The following is a 21,610-nucleotide window of genomic DNA, read 5'->3' on the forward strand; positions in this document are numbered from 1 at the left end:
CTGAGGGTGCGGAAGCGGCGAAGCGCCCTATTTGGCCGTGCTGGCCTTGGCCGGCGCGGACTCGCCATGGCGCTTGGTCATCCACCATTGCTGCAGCAGGCCCAGCGCGCCGTTGGTGACCCAGTACAGCACCAGGCCGGACGGGAAGAACGCCATCATCACGCCGAACACCAGCGGCATGAACTGCATCATCTTCTGCTGCATCGGGTCCATGCCCGGCGATGGCGTCAGCTTCTGGGTCAGCCACATCACCACCGCATTGATCACCGGCAGGATGAAGAACGGGTCGCGCGCGGTCAGATCCTGGATCCAGGCGAACCACGGCGCCTGCCGCAGTTCCACCGACTCCACCAGCACCCAGTACAGCGCCAGGAACACCGGCATCTGCACCAGGATCGGCAGGCAGCCGCCCATCGGGTTGATCTTCTCTTTCTTGTACAGCTCCATCATCGCCTGCTGGAACTTCTGCCGATCCTCGCCATAGCGTTCCTTCAGCTGGGCGATGCGCGGCTGGAACTTGCGCATCTTGGCGAAGCTCTTGTACTGCGCCGCCGACAGCGGATACAGCGCCAGCTTGACCAGGATCACCAGGCCGATGATCGACCAGCCCCAGTTGCCGATGAAGCCGTGCAGGAAGCTCAACACCCAGAACAGGCCCTGCCCCAGCAGCGCCAGGATCGAGAAGCGGCTGTAATCGACCGCGCGGTCCAGGCCGGGTACCTTGGCGGCGGTGATCTTGTCGACCAGCTTGGGACCGACCCACAGCCGTGCCGAAGTGCTGGCCTGCTGCCCCGGCGCCACGTTCACGCCAGGACCTATTTCGCGGATCAGCGCACGCGCGCTGCCGGCGACCACCGGGGCGTCCAGCGAAATGGTGGTGGCGTCATCCGGCTGCGGAATCCACGCGCTGAAGAAGTGATGCTGCAGAATGCCGATCCAACCGCCGGTGGTCTGCTTTTCGACGCGGCCGTCTTCCAGGTAGTCCTCGTCGAACTTGCGCCGCTGATAGGCGCCGTCCCACCAGGTCGCGCCATTGAAGCTGAAGGATTCCGGGTTGGTCATGCCGGTCTTGATCTGCGGCGGATTGCGCAGCAGCTGGCGATAGACATGGCCCTGCCATGCGGCCGAGCCGGCATTGGCTACCTCGTCGCGGACTTCGATGGCGTAGTCGCCGCGCCTGAGCGTATAGGTGCGGCGGATGCTGACGCCGTCCGGGCCCTGCCACACGAACGGCACCGACACCTCGCTGGCATCCGCCGCCAGCGTCACGTCGGCAACACCGGCCTCCGGCACGAAGCCCCGTTCATGGCTGGGCGCAGCCCCGCTGCCGCTGACCCAACCGCTTTCGGCCACGTAATACTGCTTGGGGTCTTCGCTGAACAGTCGCACCGGACCGCTGCCCGGCGCCTTGCTTTGCGGGTATTGCAACAGATCCGCCGTCAGCACGCTGCCGCCATCCAGGACCAGCCGCAACACATCGGTGGTCACCGTGACCCGCGGCGCGCTGGCATTGGCGCGGGCGCTGGTTTCCACGGCCGGCGCGGCCGGCGTCGTGGTGCCGGCCGGCACTGCCGGGACCGTCAGTCCGGCGGCGCTGGGCACGGTGCTGGCGCCATCGACCCGCGCCGCTGCGGCATCGGCCTGCTCGGAGCTGGCCTGCCCGGAACCGGCCGGCGCGGCCTTTTCCTTGCTCCACTCCATCCACAGCAGGGTCGCCACCATCAGCCAGGCGAAAATCAGGAATACACGGGTCTGGTTCATCGGACAGGCAATCTCAACCGGCGTGGTTATCCGGTTTTTTCTTATCGGTGGAGGGAGGCAACGCTGCGACCGGCGGCATTGTGCCGCTCGCGGCCGCTGCCGGCAACGCGCCGGCGCGGATCAGCGTACGCACGAAGGTTTCCCGCAACTGTGCGGGCAGCGCCTGCGCGGCGGCGGCGCGCGCCACCACCACGTAATCGCCCTGCGCCAGCTGCGGACGCAATTGGCGGAACTGCTCGCGCAGCGCGCGTTTGATCCGGTTGCGTACCACCGCACGGGTATCGACCTTGCGCGATACCGCCAACCCAAGGCGGGCGGGCGTTTCGGTCCGCAACCAGTGCAGGCTGAACAACGGATCCGAAGTCCGGCGCGCCTGTTCGAATACGCCGGCATACTCGGCGCGGGTGCGCACCCGGGCGGCACGCGGAAATCCGGCGCTCATAACGCAAGATAGCCCGCGCTGGCGGGCGCGGGCTCTTGTTGGCAAACGGACATGATGTCTTGGCCGCGAAACGCGGCAAAGCCATCAGGCGGTCAGGCGCTTGCGACCCTTGGCGCGGCGACGCGACAGGATCTTGCGGCCATCGGCGGTCTTCATGCGGGCACGAAAGCCATGGTCGCGCTTGCGCTTGAGGTTGCTGGGTTGATAAGTGCGCTTGGTGGCCATGGGGCCCTCGGGCGGTTGGCGGTTGGAAAGAACCGGAAATTCTATAGGAACCGGCCACTTGGGATCAACTCCTTGCCCGGCCGGCATGCGCGGCTGCGGCCAGGCCGGCCGAATTCCCGACCGTTGGTCCATTCATCCACATGTTATGCACAACATCGTTGGCGCGACCCGGGCGCGGTGGTAGTCTGGCCGACTCCGTTTTCCTGCCGGCCCGCGTCGCGTTCTGCGTCGTGCGGCCCACTATTCGACGAGATTCAAGTTGCTTCACGCGATGGATGCCTGGCCCCGCTGTCTCGAACGCCTGGAAGCCGAATTGCCGGCCGAGGATGTGCACACCTGGTTGAAACCGCTGCAGGCCGAACAGCGCAGCGACGCGATGGTGCTGTATGCGCCCAACGCCTTCATCGTCGAGCAGGTGCGCGAGCGTTACCTGGGCCGGATCCGCGAATTGCTGGACTACTTCGTCGGCCACGACGAGGTGTCGGTGGAAATCGGCTCGCGCGTGCGCAGCGCCGAGACTGCCCGCCCGGGCCATCCGGCAGCGGCCAATCCGGTGCTGGAGCCGTACGCGGGCAATCTGGACAGCCACTACACCTTCGACAACTTCGTCGAGGGCCGCAGCAACCAGCTTGGCCGCGCCGCCGCCTGGCAGGCCGCGCAGAAGCCGGGCGACCGTTCGCACAACCCGCTGCTGCTGTACGGCGGCACCGGCCTGGGCAAGACCCACCTGATGTTCGCCGCCGGCAATGAGATGCGCCGGCAGAATCCCGCGGCGCGGGTGCTGTACCTGCGTTCGGAGCAGTTCTTCAGCGCGATGACCAAGGCGCTGATCGAAAAGTCGATGGATCAGTTCAAGCGCCGCTTCCAGCAGGTCGACGCGCTGCTGATCGACGACATCCAGTTCTTCGCCGGCAAGGACCGCACCCAGGAGGAGTTCTTCCACACCTTCAATGCGCTGTTCGACGGCCGCCAGCAGATCATCCTGACCTGCGACCGCTACCCGCGCGAAGTCGAGGGCCTGGAACCGCGGCTCAAATCGCGGCTGGCCTGGGGCCTGTCGGTGGCGATCGAACCGCCGGATTTCGAAACCCGCGCCGCCATCGTGCTGGCCAAGGCGCACGAACGCGGCACGCAGATTCCCGACGACGTCGCCTTCCTGCTGGCCAAGAAGATGCGCAGCAACGTGCGCGACCTGGAAGGTGCGCTCAACACGCTGGCCGCGCGCGCCAACTTCACCGGCCGCGCCATCACCACCGAGTTCGCCCAGGAAACCCTGCGCGACCTGCTGCGCGCGCAACAGCAGGCCATCAGCATTCCCAACATCCAGAAGACCGTGGCCGACTACTACGGGCTGCAGATCAAGGATCTGTTGTCCAAGCGCCGCACCCGCTCGCTGGCGCGGCCGCGCCAGGTCGCGATGGCGCTGGCCAAGGAACTGACCGAACACAGCCTGCCGGAAATCGGCGACGCCTTCGCCGGCCGCGACCACACCACCGTGCTGCATGCCTGCCGGCAGATCCGCAACCTGATGGAGACCGATGGCAAGCTGCGCGAGGATTGGGATAAGTTGATCCGTAAACTCAGTGAATAAAATGGCGGGCGGGTGTGGATAAACTGTGGCCATAAAACAGGCCAAAATTTATCCACAGCTTTCCCGCCCCTCCCACCGGAGGTTGTCCACGGGCTTGGGATAGGCTAAAAACTGTTTTAATTCAAATGGTTGTATAGGTTCTCCACGCTTTTCCGCGAAACCATCACCACCAGCTTTAGATCTTTTCCTCTTCTTTTAGAAGCATCAGGCACCAAAGGGGCGACCATCCACATGCGTTTCAGTCTGCAGCGCGAAGCATTCCTCAAGCCGTTGACCCAGGTGGTCAATGTGGTCGAACGCCGGCAGACGTTGCCGGTACTGGCGAACTTCCTGGTTCAGGTCCAGGGCGGACAGCTCTCGCTGACCGGCACCGACCTGGAAGTGGAAATGATTGCGCGCAGCGCGGTCGACGACGTGCAGGACGGAGAAACCACCATTCCGGCGCGGAAGCTGTTCGACATCGTCCGTGCCCTGCCCGATGGCAGCAAAGTCACCGTCAGCCAGAGTGGCGACAAGGTGACCGTGCAGGCCGGACGCAGCCGCTTCACGCTGGCCACGCTGCCGGCCAACGATTTCCCGTCGGTCGACGAGATGGAAGCCACCGAACGCGTCGATGTGCCCGAAGCGACGCTGAAGGAGCTGATCGAGCGCACCGCGTTTGCGATGGCCCAGCAGGATGTCCGCTACTACCTCAACGGCCTGCTGTTCGATCTCAGCGATCACCAGTTGCGCTGCGTGGCCACCGACGGCCACCGGCTGGCGCTGTGCGAAGCACCGTTGGACGGCGCGCAGGTCTCCAAGCGCCAGATCATCGTGCCGCGCAAAGGCGTGACCGAGTTGCAGCGGTTGCTGGAAGGCGGCGATCGGATCGTGGAACTGGAGGTCGGCCGCAGCCATATCCGGGTCAAACGCGACGATGTGACCTTCACCTCCAAGCTGATCGATGGCCGCTTCCCGGACTACGCCGCGGTGATTCCGATTGGCGCCGACCGCGAAGTGAAGGTGGACCGCGAAGTGCTGCGCGCGGCATTGCAGCGTGCCGCCATCCTGTCCAACGAGAAATACCGCGGCGTCCGCGTGGAAGTTTCGCCGGGGCAGCTGAAGATCAGTGCGCACAACCCGGAACAGGAAGAAGCGCAGGAAGAAATCGAGGCCGATACCAAGGTCGATGGCGTGGCCATCGGTTTCAACGTCAATTACCTGCTCGACGCGCTGTCGGCGCTACGCGACGAGAACATCGTCATCCAGCTGCGCGACGCCAACTCCTCGGCGCTGGTACGCGAGGCCAGCAGCGAGAAGTCGCGCCATGTGGTGATGCCGCTGCGGCTGTGACGCGCTGTTTCACGTGAAACATCCCGACTTCGCCCGGCCCTGCGCCGGGCGAAGCCGTTTCGTACGCAACGACGCCGGTTACGGACGCTTGGCTTGTTTTTCGGCACAGATGGAATGGATGAAGCGATTGAAGCGGGTTTGAATCGTTGTTTTCGGATTTGAGCCGCGCCAAAAGGCTTCTGTTGGCCTTGCCGGCTACCGGCCGGTCCGGCAACGGAGAATCCGCACCGGCAAACCCGGCTAAGATCGGCCCCATGCCCCCCGCCTCCTTCTGTACACCGATTTCTCCGCTGCCATTGCCTTCGCCGGAACCGCTTCCGTGCGGGTAACCCGGCTGACCGTCAGTGGCCTGCGGCGCTTCGACAACGTATCGGTGTCGCCCACAGCCGGCCTGAACCTGATCACCGGCGACAACGGCGCCGGCAAGACCAGTCTGCTGGAAGCGTTGCACCTGATGGCCTATGGCCGCAGTTTCCGCGGGCGGGTCCGCGACGGGCTGGTGCGCACCGGTGTCGAGGCGGTCGAGGTGTTCGTGGAATGGGAGGAGCAGGCGCTTTCCCGGCTACGCAAGGCGGGTTTGCGCCACAGCGGCCAGGCCTGGACCGGGCGGCTGGACGGGGAATCGGTGGCGCAGCTGGGTGAACTGTGCGCGGCATTGGCGGTAGTCAGCTTCGAGCCCGGCAGCCATGCGTTGGTGACGGGCGGCGGCGAACCGCGCCGCCGCTTCGTCGATTGGGGTCTGTTCCACGTGGAACAGGACTTCCTGCCGCTGTGGCGCCGCTATGCCCGCGCCCTGAAGCAACGCAACGCACTGTTGAAGTCCGGCGCGGGCGGCAGCCAGCTCGATGCCTGGGACCACGAGCTCGCCGAGGCGGGTGAGCCGCTGACGCGGCGACGCCTGCAGTACCTGGAGCAGCTGCAACCGGGCCTGTCGCAGACGGCGGCGGAACTGGTGCCCTCGCTGGGCCGCGCGTCGTTGGACTTCCAGCCCGGGTGGCGGCGCCATGAGCTGTCGCTGGCCGACGCACTGCTGCTGGCGCGGGATCGGGACCGGTCGGCCGGCTATACCTCGGTGGGCCCGCACCGGGCGGACTGGCGGGTGGACTACGCTGCGGCACCGCACCGCGAAACGCTGTCGCGTGGCCAAGCCAAACTGACGGCGCTGTCCTGCCTGCTGGCGCAGGCGCAGGACTATGCCGGGCGCCGCGGCGAGTGGCCGGTGATTGCGCTGGATGACCTGGCCTCGGAGCTGGATCGCAACCACCAGCGCCGCGTGCTGGAGCGCCTGCTGGGCAGCGGCGCGCAGATCTTCGTGACCGGCACCGAAACGCCGGCCGCCTTGCAGGAAATGGACGTCCAGCCGACCTGGTTCCACGTGGAACACGGGGCCGTCCGGCTGCAGAACTAGACGTCGGCGATGCCGGCCCGCCGGCGCAGCGTCATCGGGCCCGCAGGAGGGGAATCGGAACGTGGTCTTGGGCCCTGCCGGCGCGTGGCCGCAGGCAACGGCGCAAGCTCCGGCCCCCAACCGTAGCCGGGACGGGCGGTGGATGTACCCGGCCTGCACCACGCCGCCGCCGCCGCCGGGCCGCGAGACGCCGCAATGCTATAATTCGCCTCTTGAACCCTATAGCTATGGTGTCCTGCGCAGCGCTGGGCGCCCTGGCTATGCAGCCGACTGAAGCGAATGACCGACGAAACGATTCCTGCACCGAACGGCAACTACGATTCCAGCAAAATCACCGTCCTGCGCGGCCTTGAAGCGGTACGCAAGCGCCCGGGCATGTACATCGGCGATGTCCACGACGGCACCGGCCTGCACCATATGGTGTTCGAAGTGGTCGACAACGCCATCGACGAAGCCCTGGCCGGCCATGCCGACGATGTGATCGTGAAAATCCTCGAAGACGGTTCGGTCGCGGTTTCCGACAACGGTCGCGGCATTCCGGTCGATACCCACAAGGAAGAAGGCGTTTCCGCGGCCGAAGTCATCATGACCGTGCTGCATGCCGGCGGTAAGTTCGACGACAACAGCTACAAGGTTTCCGGCGGTCTGCACGGCGTCGGCGTGTCGGTGGTCAACGCACTGTCCGAGCGCCTGTGGCTGGACATCTGGCGCGACGGCCACCATCACCAGCAGGAATACGCGCTGGGCGAGCCGCTGTATCCGCTCAAGCAGGTCGAGCCCTCGAGCAAGCGCGGCACCACGCTGCGCTTCAAGCCGGCGGCGGAAATCTTCACCGATGTCGAGTTCCACTACGACATCCTGGCCAAGCGGTTGCGCGAACTGTCCTTCCTCAACTCCGGCGTCAGGATCACCCTGATCGACGAGCGCGGCGGCCAGGCCGGCGAAGGCGTGCGCCAGGACGTGTTCCAGTACGAGGGCGGCATCCGTTCCTTCGTCGAGCACCTGGCGCAGCTGAAGACCCCGCTGCATCCGAACGTCATTTCGGTGTCCGGGGAAATGAACGGCATCACCGTCGACGTCGCTCTGCAGTGGACCGACGCCTACCAGGAAACGATGTTCTGCTTCACCAACAACATCCCGCAGAAGGATGGCGGCACCCACCTGATCGGTTTCCGTGCCGCGCTGACGCGCACGCTGAGCAACTACATCGAGCAGAGCGGCATCGCCAAGCAGGCCAAGGTGGCGCTGTCGGGCGACGACATGCGCGAGGGCATGATTGCGGTCCTGTCGGTCAAGGTGCCGGACCCGAGCTTTTCTTCGCAGACCAAGGAAAAGCTGGTCAGTTCCGAGGTCAGGCCGGTCGTTGAGAGCACGTTCGGTGCTCGTTTGGAGGAGTTCCTGCAGGAACACCCCAATGAAGCCCGTGCCATCGCCGGCAAGATCGTCGATGCCGCGCGTGCGCGCGAAGCGGCCCGCAAGGCCCGCGACCTGACCCGCCGCAAGGGCGCGCTGGACATCGCCGGCCTGCCGGGCAAGCTGGCCGACTGCCAGGAAAAGGATCCGGCGCTGTCGGAACTGTTCATCGTCGAGGGCGACTCGGCCGGCGGCTCGGCCAAGCAGGGCCGCAACCGCAAGAACCAGGCGGTGCTGCCGTTGCGCGGCAAGATCCTCAATGTCGAACGCGCGCGCTTCGACCGCATGCTGGCCTCGGCCGAAGTCGGCACGCTGATCACCGCGCTGGGCACCGGCATCGGCCGCGACGAATACAACCCGGACAAGCTGCGCTACCACCGCATCATCATCATGACCGACGCCGACGTCGACGGTTCGCACATCCGCACGCTGCTGCTGACGTTCTTCTACCGGCAGATGCCGGAACTGATCGAGCGCGGCCATGTCTACATCGGCCTGCCGCCGCTGTACAAGCTCAAGCAGGGCAAGCAGGAGCTGTACATGAAGGACGACGCGGCGTTGAACGTCTACCTGGCCAACAGCGCGGTCGAGAACGCCGGCCTGATTCCGGCCGAAGGCGAACCGCCGATCACCGGCGAAGCGCTGGAACGGCTGCTGCTGTCCTACTCCGGCGCGCGCGAAGCGATCGCGCGCAACGCGCACCGCTACGATCCGGTTCTGCTGGAAGCGCTGATCGACTTCACTCCGCTGGACGTGGCGCATCTGGCCGAAAACATCGACGAACGCCACGAGCTCGATGCGCTGGAAGCGCGCCTGAACCGCGGCGGCATCGGCAGCGTCCGCTACAAGCTGACCTTGCAGGCCGCCACTGATCAGCGCCCGGCCGCGCTGCTGGCCACGCGCAGGCACATGGGCGAGGAACTGATCCAGGTGCTGCCGCTGTCGGTATTCGAGTCCGGCGAATTGCGCCCGCTGCGCGAAGCCGCCGCATCGCTGCACGGCCTGATTCGCGAAGGCGCGCAGATCGTGCGTGGCAACAAGAGCCAGGCCGTCGCCAGCTTCGCCCAGGCGCAGGCCTGGTTGCTGGAAGAGGCCAAGAAGGGCCGCAGCATCCAGCGCTTCAAGGGCCTTGGCGAAATGAATCCCGAGCAGCTGTGGGATACCACGGTCAACCCGGATACGCGGCGCCTGTTGCAGGTGCGCATCGAAGACGCCGTGGCCGCCGATCAGATCTTCAGCACGCTGATGGGCGATGTGGTGGAACCGCGCCGCGACTTCATCGAAGCCAATGCGCTGAAGGTCGCCAATCTCGACGTCTGATTCGTCGGCGCCGGTGCGACGCATGCAGGACACGGCCGGCGCTGCCGCTTTGCCCGCGCCGTTGATGCGGGCGCTGGCCGGTTTTTTCGCCGACCTGCTGTTGGCGGTGCTGCTGATGCTGGCGGTGATGCTTGTCTGCGGTGCCGGCTGGGCGTTGTTTGAAGGCATCCGCGCCGGTCTGCAGGCCGGCGGCGGCACCGATGCGCAGGCGCTGGCCAAAGCCATCGGCAAGCCGGGCATCCTGGCGCAGCTGTGGTTCACCGTGCTGGGCACCGGCGGTGCGGCGGTGGCGCTGTATTTCTGGCGGCGCCGGGCAAGCCTGGAAGAGCGCAGCATCTCCTGGACCGCAGCGCGGCATGCCAGCACCTGGTGGCTGGCGGCGGCGGCGGGTATGGCCAGCTTCGCGTTCACCGTCGTGGCCACCCGGCTGGGCCAGCGCTTGGGCGTGGCGCCCGATCCCAGCAATCTGGCGCTGATCAAGCAGGCCTTGGCCAGCCACCCGCTGTTTCTCACCGTCTTCGTGGTGCTGCTGGCGCCGGCTTATGAGGAACTGCTGTTCCGCCGCGTGCTGTTCGGGCGGCTGTGGGCGGCCGGCCGGCCGCTGCTGGGCATGCTGCTCAGCGCGTTGGCGTTCGCGTTGGCCCACGAATTGCCGGGCGCCACCGGCAAGGGCGCGTTGGCGACCGGCTTTCTGCTGCTGGTCTACATGCTGATGGGCATGTTGTTCGCGTGGCTGTACCGCCGCACCGGCACGCTATGGGCGCCGGTAGCGGCGCACGCGCTGAACAATGCGCTGGCCCTGGCCGCGTTGGGAATCTGGGGCGCCGGCTGATGCTGGCCGGCATTGCCTGAATGCCCCGATTGGCCGCGATTCAGCCTGTTTGACGAAAAGTTAAGCACGACTTCCACACACTGGACATCCGTAGGAGAGACGCCGCCATGAAATCGTGGGTTTTATGTGTAGCCGTTGCGGCCTGCCTGACCGCTTGCGCGACGACCACCTCCTCCACCGGTCGCAAGCAGTACGTCGGCGGCATGTCGCAGCAGCAACTGGATCAACTGGGCGCGCAGGCATTCACCGAGGCCAAGAGCAAAGGCCCGATCAGCAACGACGCCAAGCAGAATGCCTATGTCCGCTGCGTGGTCAACGCGCTGGTGCGGCAGCTGCCCGCCGCCCAGCAGCAGGTCGCCTGGGAAACTGCGGTATTCGCCGACAAGGAACCCAATGCGTTCGCGTTGCCTGGCGGCAAGGTCGGCGTCAATACCGGCATTTTCACGGTCGCCAGAAATCAGGATCAGCTGGCTGCGGTGATTGCGCACGAAATCGGCCACGTGGTCGAGCATCATCACGATGAACGCATCACCCGGCAGATGGGCGCGCAGACCGGGGTCAGCCTGCTTGGTGCCCTGGTCGGCAGCCGCTATGGCGACGCCGGTTCGAGCCTGGCCACCCAGGGCGGCAGCCTGCTGGCGCAGACCGGGTTCCTGTTGCCGGGTACGCGCGAGCAGGAAAGCGAGGCCGATGTCGTCGGCCAGCGGCTGATGGCACGGGCGGGCTTCGATCCGCGGCAGGCGGTGGATCTGTGGCAGAACATGATGCAGGCCAGCAGCGGCAGCCGGCCGCCGCAATGGCTGTCGACCCACCCGGATCCGAGCAGCCGGATCCGCGAATTGCAGCGCGACGTTCCGGCCTTGTTGCCGGTCTACGAGTCGGCCAGGAAGGCCGGCAACACGCCGCGCTGCGGCTGACATACGGGGGCGATCTGTTGCATAGCAGCATGCAAACTGGTATTCGATCCGGCTCGGTTTCTGTTAGCTTTGCGGCCCCCCGGAAACAACCCGGATCGGTCCGTCGGTGTCTGGCGGTGGTCCCAAGAGGTAAATCATGACGTTCTACAGCTCCAAGAAGACCGTACTCAGTCTGGCCCTGCTGGCTGCCTTCGGCGCCGGCATCGTCGCTGACGCCGCCGCCTACCAGAGCCGTTCTTCCGATCGCAGCTCCCGCAGCAGCAGCAAGAAGCCGGAAATCCGCTACCCGGACGCCACCCGCGAAGAGCCCAAGACCAAGGCCTCGTCGAAGATGCAGAGCAAGCTCGGCAAGCTCTACAAGGCCTACGAAAAAGAAGACAACGAAGCCGAGACGCTGGCGCTGGCCAACGATCTGCTGGCCGACGGCAACGCCAACGACTACGACAAGGCCGTGGCCGCCCAGCTCGGCAGCCAGGCCGCTTACGGCATGGACGACATCGCCACAGCCAAGCAGCTGTTGCAGCAGGTGGTCGCGCTCAACGCGCTGGACAACAACAACCACTACCAGTCGATGCTGATGCTGGCGCAGCTGCAGTTGCAGGACGACGAACTGCAGGAAGGCCTCGCCACGCTGGACCGCTATCTTGCCGAAACCAAATCCAGCAAGCCCGAGGATCTGATCCAGAAGGGCCAGGCGCTGTACCAGAGCGAGCGCTACGCCGAGGCGATTCCGGTGCTCAAGCAGGCCATCGACTCATCGACCGAACCCAAGGACAGCTGGTACAGCCTGTTGCTGGCTTCCTATGTCGAGGCCGGCCAGACCGCCGATGCGGTGCAGATCGCCGAACAGCAGGCGGCCAAGAACCCGACCGACAAGAAGGCGCAGTTGAACCTGGTTTCGGTCTACCAGCAGGCCGACCAGTTCGACAAGGCCGCCGCCACGCTGGAAAAATTGCGTGCCGCCGGCCAGCTGACCGAAGAAAAGGAATACCGCCAGCTGTACATCACCTACGCCAATATGGATGGCAAGGAAAAAGAGGTGATCGCGGTGGTCAACGACGGCCTGCAGAAAGGAGTGCTGAAGTCCGACGACTACCAGACCCAGCTGGCCCTGGCCCAGGCCTACTACTACTCGGAGCAGGTCGGCCCGGCCATCGATGCCTGGAAAAAGGCCGCACCGCTGGCGCCCAACGGCGAGACCTACCTGAATCTGGCGCGCGTGCTGTGGCAGGAAGATCGGATTCCCGAGGCCAAGCAGGCCGCCAAGGCCGCGCTGGACAAGGGTTTGAAGAAGCCTGACGACGCCAAGAAAATCCTCGCCCTCCCCTGAGGGCGTGGTTGACACCGCAGGCCAAAAAAGCCGTTGAAATGATGGTGCTGGGGTGTCGGATTGGTATAAGCTGGGGGTTCCGCTGACGAAAACGTCAACGGAATCCAAAACGACGCGGCGCCGTTCCGGTGTCCTGTCCCAACATTGAGTTAATTGGCGCATGGCTGAACAACTGGTCATCAATAGATATCGGGAAGAGGAAGAGGACACCGGCCTCAACTGGCCCCGTATCATCGGTATCGCTTTCGTAATCGCGTTGCACGCGGCCGCGTTGCTGATGCTGTTGATTCCGGCGGTGGCCCCGCCGGCAGAAAAAGAACAGGAAATCCGCACGTCGGTGGTGATCGTCGACGCGCCGCCGCCACCACCGCCGCCGCCGCCGCCGCCGCCGAAGCAGGACACGCCGCCGCCGCCGGTCAAGAACCTGGCGCCGCCGAAGCAGACTCCGCTGCCGCCGCCGCCGGAAGCGCCGCCGATCGAAGTGGCCGAGCCGCGTCCGACCGACGTCTACCAGCCGCCGGCGCCGCCGGCGCCGCCAGCACCGGTGGCCGATATCGGCGCCAGTGTCGATATCTCGTCGAAGAACATGAACCCGCCCCGCTACCCGCCGGCTGCGGCCCGCGCCGGTATCGAAGGCACGGTCATCCTGATCATCGACGTCGATGCCAACGGCAACGTCACCAACGTTTCCGTTGAGAAGTCCAGCCGCAACCGCGACCTGGATCGTGCTGCGATGGATGCTGCGCGCAAATGGCGTTTCAACCCATCCATCGTCAATGGCCAGAAAGCCGCAGGCCGCGTCCGCGTGCCGGTGGACTTCAACATGGGTGGCTGATACACCGGCGGCGGGCACCCTCCGTCGCCAGCAAGCACCATCCTTTCCGCAACCCGTACCACCCTCAATCAACACTTAATAAAGGTAAGCGTCATGCTGCAGGAAACCATCATCGCCGCCGCAGCGGGGGGCAACAACGCCGCGAATGCCCTCTCGCAGATGGGCTTTGAACATATGATCACCGAGATGATCAGCAAGCCAGGAGAGTTCGCAGTCTCCTGGGTCGTGCTGCTCACCCTGGTCATCATGTCGGCCATGTCCTGGTACTGGACGGTCATCAACGCTCTGAAGAACACCCGCCTCAAGAGCCAGGGCGACCGCGTCACCAGCACCTTCTGGGAAACGCCGAATGCGCAGGACGCCATCCGCATGATGGAAGAGCAGCCGAAGAACGAGCCGTTCTCGAAGATCGCGCTGGACGCCGCCATGGCCGCCGCCCACCACCAGCGTCAGGAAGGCACCACCCTGGCCGAGTCGCTGAGCCGTTCGGAGTTCGTCGACCGCGCGCTGCGCCAGGCCGTCACCCGCGAAAGCGCCAGGCTGCAGTCGGGCATGACCCTGCTGGCCACCGTCGGCGCGACCGCTCCGTTCGTGGGTCTGCTGGGTACGGTGTGGGGCATCTACGGCGCCCTGATCCGCATCGGCGCCACCGGCCAGGCATCCATCGACGCGGTTGCAGGCCCGGTGGGCGAGGCGCTGATCATGACCGCAATCGGTCTGTTCGTCGCCATCCCGGCCGTGTTCGCCTACAACTTCTTCAGCAAGATCAACAGCTCGACGATCGCCAAGTACGATACGTTCGCCCACGATCTGCACGACTTCTTCGCCACCGGCTCGCGCGTGCGCTGAGCCGCTGGTCCAAGCAAGTCCTCAACACGCAATTGACGGAGCCCGTTCATGGCTTTCAGTACAGATAGCGGCAGCGGCGGCCCCATGGCCGACATCAATGTCACGCCCCTGGTGGACGTGATGCTGGTGCTGCTCATCATCTTCATCATCACCGCGCCGCTGATGTCGCATAAGGTCAAGATCGAACTGCCCGAGGCCAATCTCGCGCTGGACCCTGACGAAGCCAAGGCTCCGCCGGTGCCGCCGATCACCGTTTCGGTCAAGGAAGATGGTTCCCTGTACTGGAACGATGAGCCGATCAGCAAGGAAATCATGGAGTCGCGGCTGTCCAGCGCGGCGCAGCTGCAGCCGCAGCCCAAGCTGAATCTGCGCGGCGACCGGACCACCAAGATGCGCACGATCAACGAAGTCACCAAGATCGCGCAGGGTCAGGGCATGCTGGATATCGGTTTCGTCGCCACCAAAGAGAAGGGTCAGTAAGCCATGGCGTTCAGTACTGGTGGAAGCAAGGGCCCGATGGCCGACATCAACGTCACCCCGCTGGTGGACGTGATGCTGGTGCTGCTGATTATCTTCATCGTCACCGCGCCGATCATGACCTACCCGATCGAGGTAGCGTTGCCGCAACGCGTGATCAACCCGCCACCCCAGCTGCGCGAACCGCCGCCGCCGATCGACCTGCGGATCGACGCGTCGGGCCAGGTGTACTGGAACAACGGGCCGGTCAGCGTGACGGCGTTGCAGAACATGATGGAGAACGAGGTCCAGCGCGATCCGACCAACCAGCCGGAGCTGCGCATCGAAGCCAATCAGGACGCGCAGTACGAGGTGATGGCCAAGGTGCTGGCCGCCGCCAAGAACGCGCATATGCAGAAGATCGGTTTCGTGCAGTAACGCGTCGCCTGACAACCGGAAGTACCGCAACGCCGCCCACCGGGCGGCGTTGCCTTTTGTGCGGAGGGTCTTGCCAGCGCCCCGCGGCCGGCGTAGCTTCGGCCGTGGCACCCTACCGAAAGGAGTTGGCGATGGCTTTCTCGGCAGCTGCATCCACAGGTTCTGGTTCCGGTCCGGCGCTGGCCGAAATCAACATCACACCGCTGGTCGACGTCATGCTGGTACTGCTGGTGATCTTCATGGTCACGGCGCCGATGCTGTCCCGCCCGCTCCAGCTGAGCCTGCCCCAGTCAAGCGATCAGGTCTCGCCGCTCAAGCCCAGGCAACTGGATCTGGCGGTTGCCGCCGATGGTTCGTTGCGACTGGATGATCGGCCGATTGCGGCAGCGGAACTGCAGCGGCAGCTGGAAGAGGCCGCCAGCGCGGATCCGGATACCCTGCTGCGCATCCGCGCCGCCGGCGATGCCGACTATCAGCAACTGGTGGCTGCACTGGCGCTGGCGCGCAACAGCGGCCTGATGCAGATCGGCCTGGCGCGCTAGGGCAACGGGTTCCCGCCGGGAACAGGTTGTTTTCGTCGTCGTGACCAGCCATTCGGCGCTTGAACGGCGCCTGCCGCGCAGAGCCCGCCTTCGAATACCGTAGTCGGGGGCAGGCTGCGCGGGAGCGAGAAACAAGTGCGCACGACAAGCGCCCGACTCGGAATTACCCTGGCGCCGGTACGCATCATGCTTGCCGTTGCCGGTCGCGGCACGGGCCGACGCGATGGCTGTCGTCAGCCGCTGGTTTCCAGTATTCCCAGGTACTGGTGCAAGGTGCGTTGCAGGCCGGCATAGATTGCCTCGCTGAACAGCGCATGGCCAATGGAAACCTCGAGCACGCCGGGAACGGCTTCAAGAAACTCCTGCAGATTGCCCTGGCTGAGATCGTGGCCGGCGTTGACCCCCAGGCCCAGCGCCTGGGCCTCCCGCGCCGTCTGCGCGCAGCGTTGCAGCTCATTGTCGGCCTGGCCGGCCGCCAGCGCCGCGGCCACCGGCCCGGTGTAGATCTCGATGCGATCCACGCCGATAGCGGCGGCGCGCGCCAGCGATGGACAGCCGGCGTCGACGAACACGCTGACCCGGCAACCCAGCGCCTTCAGCTCGGCGACCAACGGCCGCAGCCGCTCGGCATCGCGTTCGAAATCGAAGCCATGATCGGAAGTAATCTGGCCGTCGTCGTCGGGCACCAGCGTGACCTGGGCCGGCCGCGCCTGCGCGCATAACGCGACGAGTCCGGGATAGCCGGGGCGCGGCGGCGCAAACGGGTTGCCCTCGATGTTGAGCTCGACCCCGTTCTCGCGGGTCAGTTGCGCCAGCGCAAGCACGTCGTCGGCGCGGATATGGCGCTGGTCCGGACGCGGGTGCACGGTAATGCCATGTGCGCCGGCGTACAGGCAGGTCCGCGCGGCACGCACCACGTCGGGTTCGTCGCCACCGCGCGAGTTGCGCAGCACCGCAATCTTGTTGACGTTGACGCTGAGTACGGTCATGAACGCGCCCCGGCGCGGCCGGCCAAGGAAAGGAACGCTGCCGCCGCCAAACTCACTGCAGCGGAGGCTCGGCCGGCGTCTGCTGCGCCTGCGCCGCCGCGCGCTTGCGCGCCTCGGCCAGTTCGCGCAAACGCCGCAGCTCGGCCGGATCGATCATCTGCGATTCGTCGCGCCCGCTGTCGCCGACGCGGGCCGCGTACCAGCCCAGGACCCAGGCGACGAACAACCCCAGCGACGCCAACAGGCAGACCGCCATCAATGCCAGCGACGTGGTCCGCATGGCGATGACGAAAGCGCCGGTGGCCAACAGCAAATAGATCCAGTGCATCAGTCCGCTCCCCTCGGGAATGGCGGGAGTTTACCCTTTCCCTACCGTCCAGGGGTTGTCGCCGCTCCCCGATTCTGCCGCGCCCGGGAAGCGGCAACAGCCCCTGGACGGGGCCCGGGATCACAGCAGCGGCGACAGCAACCGGGCCATCGCCTCGGGCAGCCGCCGGCGCCAGAAGGCGCGCTGGCCGTTGCCCTGCACCTGCTGGGAAACCGCGAACTCGCCTTCCAGCCACTGCGCCAGGGTGGCGGTGACGGTGCGGTCGCGGAACAGCATCGAAATCTCGAAATTGAGCCGGAAGCTGCGATGATCGAAATTGGCGCTGCCGACGATGGCCAGATGGTCGTCGCACAGCAGCGCCTTGCTGTGCATCAGGCGCGGGCCGTACTCGTAGACCTTGACCCCGGCCGCCAGCAACTCGTCGAAATAGGAGCGCGCGGCGTAGGTGACCAGCCGCGAATCGCTGAGCTTGGGCACCAGCAGGCGCACATCCAGGCCGCCGAGGGCGGCCGAGGTCAGCGCCATCCGCGCCGCTTCGCCGGGTACGAAGTAAGGCGTCACCAGCCAGACCCGCTGGCGCGCCTCGTGGATGGCCGCCACATGCAGGCGATGGATGGCCTCCCAGGCCGAGTCCGGCCCGGAGATCAGGGCCTGCGCGGCGATGCCGCCTTCCACATTGGCCTCGGTGGCGCTCCACAGCCGGGTGCCGTGGAAATCCTTGCGCTGGTGGCCGGTGGCGTAGACCCAGTCCTCGACGAAGACCTGCTGGATGCTGCGGACCACCTCGCCTTCCATCCGCACATGCAGGTCCCGGTAGGCGTCGCTGCGCAGGCGCTCGTTCTCCTCGTCGGTGATGTTGATGCCGCCGGTAAAGGCGATGCGCCCGTCGACCACCACGATCTTGCGGTGGGTGCGCATATTGACCCAGGGACGCTTGAACGGGCGCAACCGGGTGGGGTGGAACCAGGCGAACTCGACGCCGGCGTCCAGCAGCGGCTGCAGAAAGCGCTTGCGCAGCGCCGACGAGCCGACCGCATCCAGCAGCAACCGGATCTTGACCCCGGCGCGGGCGCGCTCGATCAACGCGTCGCGCAACAGGGTGCCGGAGCGATCCGGGTTGAAGATGTAGTACTCGAGATGAACATGATTCTGCGCCTGCGCCACCGCATCGAGGATCGATTCGTAGGTGGCCCCGCCATCGACCAGCAGCTGCACCGAGGTGGCGCTGCTGGGCGGAAGCCCGGTGGTGCTCTGCGCCAGCAGCGCCAGCTCGGTGCAGTCCTCGTCGGTCGGGCAGAACACTTCATAACTGTCCAGCCCGGTCCGGGCCAGGTGGCGGCGCAGCTGCTGGCGCCGGATCCGCTGCGGTCCCAGCAGGAAGTAGATCAGATAGCCGACGTACGGCAGCATCGCCAGCGACAGCAGCCAGCTCAGGGTGGCCACCGGTTCGCGTTTCTGCAGCACGATCCAGACGCACAGCGGCACCAGGTAGAGCAACCACGCCGCGGTGACATAGCTGCTGAGGTGGGGAATGGACCAGAACGCGTCCCAGAGTTGCTGCACGGTGGTAAGCATGAACGGATTCTATGCGCTGTCGCCGCCGCTGAGACGGTCCAGGCGTAAGCTGGCGCCGATATGGGCGAGAGAATAAAAGGCCGCGGTTCCACCGGATATCTGCCCGGCCGCTTTGCGGTCACCGTGGCCGAGCCGCAGGACGACGGCTGGGACCGCGTGCCGGCCGAAGAAGACATCGTTTCCGACCCGCGCACCCGCGTGCATGAGGAAACCGCGCGCAGCGTCATCAGCCGCAACCAGTCGCCGGACATTCCGTTCTCGCAATCGCTGAACCCGTACCGCGGCTGCGAACACGGTTGCAGCTACTGCTTCGCCCGCCCGTCGCACGCCTACCTGGATCTGTCGCCGGGGCTGGATTTCGAAACCAGGATCTTCGCCAAGACCAACGCGCCGGAGGTGTTGCGGCGCGAGCTGTCGCGGCCTGGCTACCAGGTCAGTCCGATCTCGCTGGGCATCAACACCGACGCCTACCAGCCGACCGAGCGGCGTCTGCAGCTGACCCGCCGCATCATCGAAGTGCTGGCCGAAACCCGGCATCCGTTCTCGCTGATCACCAAGAATGCGCTGGTCGAACGGGATCTGGACCTGCTGGCGCCGCTGGCACGGCAGAACCTGGTGCAGGTGTACTTCTCGATCACCACGCTGGACAACGGCCTGTCGGCGCGGCTGGAACCGCGCGCCTCGGCGCCGCACTCGCGGCTGCGCGCGATGCAGCGGCTGCATGCAGCCGGCGTGCCGGTCGGGGCGATGTTCGCGCCGGTGATTCCGTGGGTCAACGACAGCGAACTGGAGGCGGTGCTGGAGGCCGCCCGCGACGCCGGCGCGCAATCGGCCGGCTATGTGATGTTGCGATTGCCGCACGAAGTCGCGCCGCTGTTCCGCGACTGGTTGCAGACCCATCTGCCCGACCGCGCAGACCATGTGATGAGCACCGTGCAGCAGCTGCGCGGCGGCAAGGACTACGACGCCACCTTCGGCAAACGCATGCGCGGCGAGGGCGTCTACGCGGACCTGCTGGCACGCCGGTTTGCGCTGGCGCGCAAGCGGCTGGGTTACGCGCAGCGGCGCCTGCCGGAACTGGACTGCAGCCGCTTCGTTGCGCCGCGCAAACCGTCGCCGCAGGGGGAACTGTTCTGAGGCTCATCCTGCCGGTAGGGCCGAGCTTGTTCAGCTGAACATGTTTCCGAAGCCAGGCAGCCGGCCAGCGCGTCTCTACGAATCGGCGCCGTACAGCTTGTCCGCCGACAGGAACAGGATCCAGCTGGTGGCGATGAACTTGTCGCCGCGCTGCGGGCGGTTGCCGCGATGGGTGTGGGTGAAGGCGGTCGGCGCGAACAGCAGGCTGCCGGTGCGTGGCGCGATCTTGCGGTGCTGGAACAGGAACTCGGTTTCGCCTTCGTCGAAGCCGTCATTGAGGTACAGCGTCCACAGCAGGTGGCGGTGCAGCGTTTCGGCGCTGGCATCGCGCGGATACAGTTCGCAATGCCAGTACGGATAGCCGCCTTCGCCGGCGGCGTACCACTGCAGGTTGATGGCGCCGGGACGCAGGCAGGTGCGGGCCAGGTCGGCCAGCGCGGCATCGTCCATGGTGGCCAGATCCTCGGCCTGCAACCGGCGCAGCCGGCCATCGGCGCCGGGCTGCTGCAGCATCAGCGGAGAAACCAGCACCTGCGGGTACTTGCGCAGATAGCTCAACAGGCCGGCGAACACCGCCTGCTGCAGGCGCAATTCGGTGTCGCGCCATTCCGCCACGCCGCTGATGCGCAAATCCTGGCTGTGCTTGAGTTCGGGAAACACGCCGCCGCCGATCCGGCCCGGTTGCAGCCCGGCGCTGCCGCGCAGGCGCGCGACGATCGCCGCGCAATCCTCGCGCCCGACCGCATCGGCAATGACTTCGATGAAGTCCGGCGCAGTCCCGCTCACGCGTCAGCGCTCTGGTGGTAGCGTTCGGCAGCGGCCACTTCCTGCTTCGATCCCAGGAACACCGGCACCCGCTGGTGCAACTGCGTCGGCGCAAGGTCCAGGATGCGTCCGCGGCCGGTGCTGGCGGCGCCGCCGGCCTGCTCGACCAGCAGGGCCATCGGGTTGGCCTCGTACATCAGCCGCAGCTTGCCGGGTTTGCCCGGCTCCTTGCGGTCCCACGGATAGATGAAGATGCCGCCGCGGGTCAGGATGCGGTGCACGTCGGCCACCATGCTGGCGATCCAGCGCATGTTGAAGTCCTTGCCGCGCGGGCCTTGGCTGCCGGCCAGCAGGTCCGCCACATAGGCCTGCATGGCAGGTTCCCAATGGCGCTGGTTGGAAACGTTGATGGCGAACTCGCGGGTCTGCTCGGGAATCCGCATGTCGCGCTGGGTCAGCACGAACGCGCCCTGCTCGCGGTCCAGCGTGAAGGCGTGGGTGCCGTGACCGGTCGTCAGCACCAGCATCGTGCTGGGTCCGTAGATGCAGTAGCCGGCAGCCACCTGCTCGCGGCCGGGTTGCAGGAAGTGCTCGTCGCCGGCGCATTCCACGCCTTCAGGGCAACGCAGCACGGAGAAAATGGTGCCGACCGAGACGTTGACGTCGATGTTGGAACTGCCGTCCAGCGGATCGAACAGCAGCAGGAAGCCGCCGCGCGGGTAGGCGTCGGGAATCGGCTGGCTGTGATCCATTTCCTCCGATGCGCAGGCGGCCAGATGGCCGCCCCAGGCGTTGGCCTCCAGCAGGATGTCGTTGCTCAGCACGTCCAGCTTCTTCTGCGCCTCGCCCTGCACATTGCCGGTGCCGGCATCGCCGAGCACGCCGCCCAGCGCGCCCTTGCTGACCGCAATGGAAATGCTGGTGCAGGCGCGGGCGACCACCGCAATCAGCTGGCGCAGCTCGGCATTGATGCGGCCGGCGCGTTGTTCCTCGATCAGGTAGCGGGTCAGCGAAACGGCGTGGCTGGCTTGGGACGGCATGGCGGGAACGGTGGCCGAAAGCGGGCATTGTCCGCGCTGGAGCGGACGATGCAAGCGCGTGGCAGAATCGCCGCGACGGACGGGA

The 21,610-nt window shown here is 65.9% G+C and carries 21 protein-coding genes; 13 read left to right on the forward strand and 8 right to left on the reverse strand.

The features are described 5' to 3' along the window. Positions 1-27 precede the first annotated feature (27 nt). From yidC to rpmH, 3 genes are all read right to left on the reverse strand, one after another. On the reverse strand, positions 28-1,761 hold the full coding sequence (gene yidC / locus CRO39_RS18390) for a membrane protein insertase YidC (protein WP_097123435.1): 1,734 nt from the start codon (positions 1,759-1,761) through the stop codon (positions 28-30). A gap of 13 nt (positions 1,762-1,774) precedes the next feature. Continuing rightward, entirely contained in the window at positions 1,775-2,203 is a 429-nt protein-coding gene (rnpA, locus tag CRO39_RS18395; protein ID WP_097123436.1) for a ribonuclease P protein component, read from the reverse strand. Positions 2,204-2,287: 84 nt separating this feature from the next. Continuing rightward, positions 2,288-2,428 (reverse strand): 50S ribosomal protein L34, encoded by a 141-nt coding sequence (gene rpmH / locus CRO39_RS18400; protein WP_097123437.1) that lies wholly within the window; start codon positions 2,426-2,428, stop codon positions 2,288-2,290. 271 nt (positions 2,429-2,699) lie between these two features. On the opposite strand from rpmH, the gene dnaA reads away from it, so the two are divergent. From dnaA to CRO39_RS18460, 12 genes are all read left to right on the forward strand, one after another. Continuing rightward, a complete protein-coding gene (gene dnaA, locus CRO39_RS18405; protein WP_097123438.1) occupies positions 2,700-4,019 on the forward strand; it encodes a chromosomal replication initiator protein DnaA in 1,320 nt (439 codons plus the stop codon). A gap of 231 nt (positions 4,020-4,250) precedes the next feature. Continuing rightward, the gene (gene dnaN, locus CRO39_RS18410) at positions 4,251-5,351 is read left to right on the forward strand and encodes a DNA polymerase III subunit beta (protein ID WP_097123439.1); all 1,101 of its coding nucleotides are present in this window, start codon (positions 4,251-4,253) and stop codon (positions 5,349-5,351) included. A gap of 319 nt (positions 5,352-5,670) precedes the next feature. Then, complete coding sequence (recF, locus tag CRO39_RS18415) at positions 5,671-6,759, forward strand: DNA replication/repair protein RecF (RefSeq protein ID WP_097123440.1); 1,089 nt, start codon at positions 5,671-5,673, stop codon at positions 6,757-6,759. Positions 6,760-7,038: 279 nt separating this feature from the next. Then, complete coding sequence (gene gyrB, locus CRO39_RS18420) at positions 7,039-9,492, forward strand: DNA topoisomerase (ATP-hydrolyzing) subunit B (RefSeq protein ID WP_097123441.1); 2,454 nt, start codon at positions 7,039-7,041, stop codon at positions 9,490-9,492. Positions 9,493-9,514: 22 nt separating this feature from the next. Continuing rightward, positions 9,515-10,324, forward strand: coding sequence for a CPBP family intramembrane glutamic endopeptidase (locus CRO39_RS18425; protein ID WP_238394652.1), 810 nt, complete (start codon positions 9,515-9,517; stop codon positions 10,322-10,324). Positions 10,325-10,431: 107 nt separating this feature from the next. After that, positions 10,432-11,241, forward strand: coding sequence for a M48 family metallopeptidase (locus tag CRO39_RS18430; protein ID WP_097123442.1), 810 nt, complete (start codon positions 10,432-10,434; stop codon positions 11,239-11,241). Between the two features lie 136 nt (positions 11,242-11,377). Then, the gene (locus CRO39_RS18435; RefSeq protein ID WP_097123443.1) at positions 11,378-12,571 is read left to right on the forward strand and encodes a heme biosynthesis protein HemY; all 1,194 of its coding nucleotides are present in this window, start codon (positions 11,378-11,380) and stop codon (positions 12,569-12,571) included. 160 nt (positions 12,572-12,731) lie between these two features. Further along, positions 12,732-13,406: an energy transducer TonB gene (locus tag CRO39_RS18440; RefSeq protein ID WP_097123444.1), complete on the forward strand. Its 675-nt coding sequence runs from the start codon at positions 12,732-12,734 to the stop codon at positions 13,404-13,406. A gap of 93 nt (positions 13,407-13,499) precedes the next feature. Continuing rightward, the gene (exbB, locus tag CRO39_RS18445; RefSeq protein WP_097123445.1) at positions 13,500-14,255 is read left to right on the forward strand and encodes a TonB-system energizer ExbB; all 756 of its coding nucleotides are present in this window, start codon (positions 13,500-13,502) and stop codon (positions 14,253-14,255) included. A gap of 48 nt (positions 14,256-14,303) precedes the next feature. After that, entirely contained in the window at positions 14,304-14,735 is a 432-nt protein-coding gene (locus tag CRO39_RS18450) for an ExbD/TolR family protein (RefSeq protein WP_097123446.1), read from the forward strand. A 3-nt stretch (positions 14,736-14,738) separates the two neighbouring features. After that, a complete protein-coding gene (locus CRO39_RS18455; RefSeq protein WP_097123447.1) occupies positions 14,739-15,149 on the forward strand; it encodes an ExbD/TolR family protein in 411 nt (136 codons plus the stop codon). Positions 15,150-15,280: 131 nt separating this feature from the next. After that, on the forward strand, positions 15,281-15,691 hold the full coding sequence (locus CRO39_RS18460; protein ID WP_097123448.1) for an ExbD/TolR family protein: 411 nt from the start codon (positions 15,281-15,283) through the stop codon (positions 15,689-15,691). A gap of 233 nt (positions 15,692-15,924) precedes the next feature. Here CRO39_RS18460 and CRO39_RS18465 read toward each other — a convergent pair whose 3' ends face one another. The 3 genes from CRO39_RS18465 to cls all read right to left on the reverse strand — a co-directional run bounded on the left by CRO39_RS18465 (position 15,925) and on the right by cls (position 18,583). Continuing rightward, entirely contained in the window at positions 15,925-16,680 is a 756-nt protein-coding gene (locus CRO39_RS18465; RefSeq protein WP_097123449.1) for a pyridoxine 5'-phosphate synthase, read from the reverse strand. Positions 16,681-16,732: 52 nt separating this feature from the next. Next, a complete protein-coding gene (locus CRO39_RS18470; RefSeq protein ID WP_097123450.1) occupies positions 16,733-17,008 on the reverse strand; it encodes a hypothetical protein in 276 nt (91 codons plus the stop codon). Between the two features lie 120 nt (positions 17,009-17,128). Beyond that, positions 17,129-18,583 carry a cardiolipin synthase gene (gene cls / locus CRO39_RS18475; RefSeq protein WP_097123451.1) on the reverse strand — a complete coding sequence of 485 codons (1,455 nt, stop codon included), beginning with the start codon at positions 18,581-18,583 and terminating at the stop codon, positions 17,129-17,131. A gap of 60 nt (positions 18,584-18,643) precedes the next feature. On the opposite strand from cls, the gene CRO39_RS18480 reads away from it, so the two are divergent. Next, positions 18,644-19,720, forward strand: coding sequence for a PA0069 family radical SAM protein (locus tag CRO39_RS18480; RefSeq protein WP_097123452.1), 1,077 nt, complete (start codon positions 18,644-18,646; stop codon positions 19,718-19,720). 75 nt (positions 19,721-19,795) lie between these two features. On the opposite strand, the gene CRO39_RS18485 is transcribed toward CRO39_RS18480, so the two are convergent. After that, on the reverse strand, positions 19,796-20,506 hold the full coding sequence (locus CRO39_RS18485; protein WP_097123453.1) for a 2OG-Fe(II) oxygenase: 711 nt from the start codon (positions 20,504-20,506) through the stop codon (positions 19,796-19,798). Next, positions 20,503-21,525: a class 1 fructose-bisphosphatase gene (locus tag CRO39_RS18490; protein ID WP_097123454.1), complete on the reverse strand. Its 1,023-nt coding sequence runs from the start codon at positions 21,523-21,525 to the stop codon at positions 20,503-20,505. Before CRO39_RS18490 ends, CRO39_RS18485 begins: the two co-directional genes overlap by 4 nt. Positions 21,526-21,610: the final 85 nt, after the last annotated feature.

The organism is Pseudoxanthomonas wuyuanensis, from assembly GCF_900215535.1.
GTDB lineage: Bacteria > Pseudomonadota > Gammaproteobacteria > Xanthomonadales > Xanthomonadaceae > Pseudoxanthomonas_A > Pseudoxanthomonas_A wuyuanensis.

Coding starts and splice junctions, on each gene's coding strand:
- CRO39_RS18480 (WP_097123452.1), top strand. CDS start 18,644: ATGGGCGAGAGAATAAAAGGCCGCGGTTCCACCGGATATCTGCCCGGC.
- CRO39_RS18465 (WP_097123449.1), bottom strand. CDS start 16,680: ATGACCGTACTCAGCGTCAACGTCAACAAGATTGCGGTGCTGCGCAAC.
- dnaA (WP_097123438.1), top strand. CDS start 2,700: ATGGATGCCTGGCCCCGCTGTCTCGAACGCCTGGAAGCCGAATTGCCG.
- CRO39_RS18425 (WP_238394652.1), top strand. CDS start 9,515: ATGCAGGACACGGCCGGCGCTGCCGCTTTGCCCGCGCCGTTGATGCGG.
- CRO39_RS18490 (WP_097123454.1), bottom strand. CDS start 21,525: ATGCCGTCCCAAGCCAGCCACGCCGTTTCGCTGACCCGCTACCTGATC.
- exbB (WP_097123445.1), top strand. CDS start 13,500: ATGCTGCAGGAAACCATCATCGCCGCCGCAGCGGGGGGCAACAACGCC.
- CRO39_RS18450 (WP_097123446.1), top strand. CDS start 14,304: ATGGCTTTCAGTACAGATAGCGGCAGCGGCGGCCCCATGGCCGACATC.
- rnpA (WP_097123436.1), bottom strand. CDS start 2,203: ATGAGCGCCGGATTTCCGCGTGCCGCCCGGGTGCGCACCCGCGCCGAG.
- CRO39_RS18435 (WP_097123443.1), top strand. CDS start 11,378: ATGACGTTCTACAGCTCCAAGAAGACCGTACTCAGTCTGGCCCTGCTG.
- gyrB (WP_097123441.1), top strand. CDS start 7,039: ATGACCGACGAAACGATTCCTGCACCGAACGGCAACTACGATTCCAGC.
- CRO39_RS18455 (WP_097123447.1), top strand. CDS start 14,739: ATGGCGTTCAGTACTGGTGGAAGCAAGGGCCCGATGGCCGACATCAAC.
- rpmH (WP_097123437.1), bottom strand. CDS start 2,428: ATGGCCACCAAGCGCACTTATCAACCCAGCAACCTCAAGCGCAAGCGC.
- CRO39_RS18470 (WP_097123450.1), bottom strand. CDS start 17,008: ATGCACTGGATCTATTTGCTGTTGGCCACCGGCGCTTTCGTCATCGCC.
- CRO39_RS18460 (WP_097123448.1), top strand. CDS start 15,281: ATGGCTTTCTCGGCAGCTGCATCCACAGGTTCTGGTTCCGGTCCGGCG.
- CRO39_RS18430 (WP_097123442.1), top strand. CDS start 10,432: ATGAAATCGTGGGTTTTATGTGTAGCCGTTGCGGCCTGCCTGACCGCT.
- yidC (WP_097123435.1), bottom strand. CDS start 1,761: ATGAACCAGACCCGTGTATTCCTGATTTTCGCCTGGCTGATGGTGGCG.
- cls (WP_097123451.1), bottom strand. CDS start 18,583: ATGCTTACCACCGTGCAGCAACTCTGGGACGCGTTCTGGTCCATTCCC.
- dnaN (WP_097123439.1), top strand. CDS start 4,251: ATGCGTTTCAGTCTGCAGCGCGAAGCATTCCTCAAGCCGTTGACCCAG.
- CRO39_RS18440 (WP_097123444.1), top strand. CDS start 12,732: ATGGCTGAACAACTGGTCATCAATAGATATCGGGAAGAGGAAGAGGAC.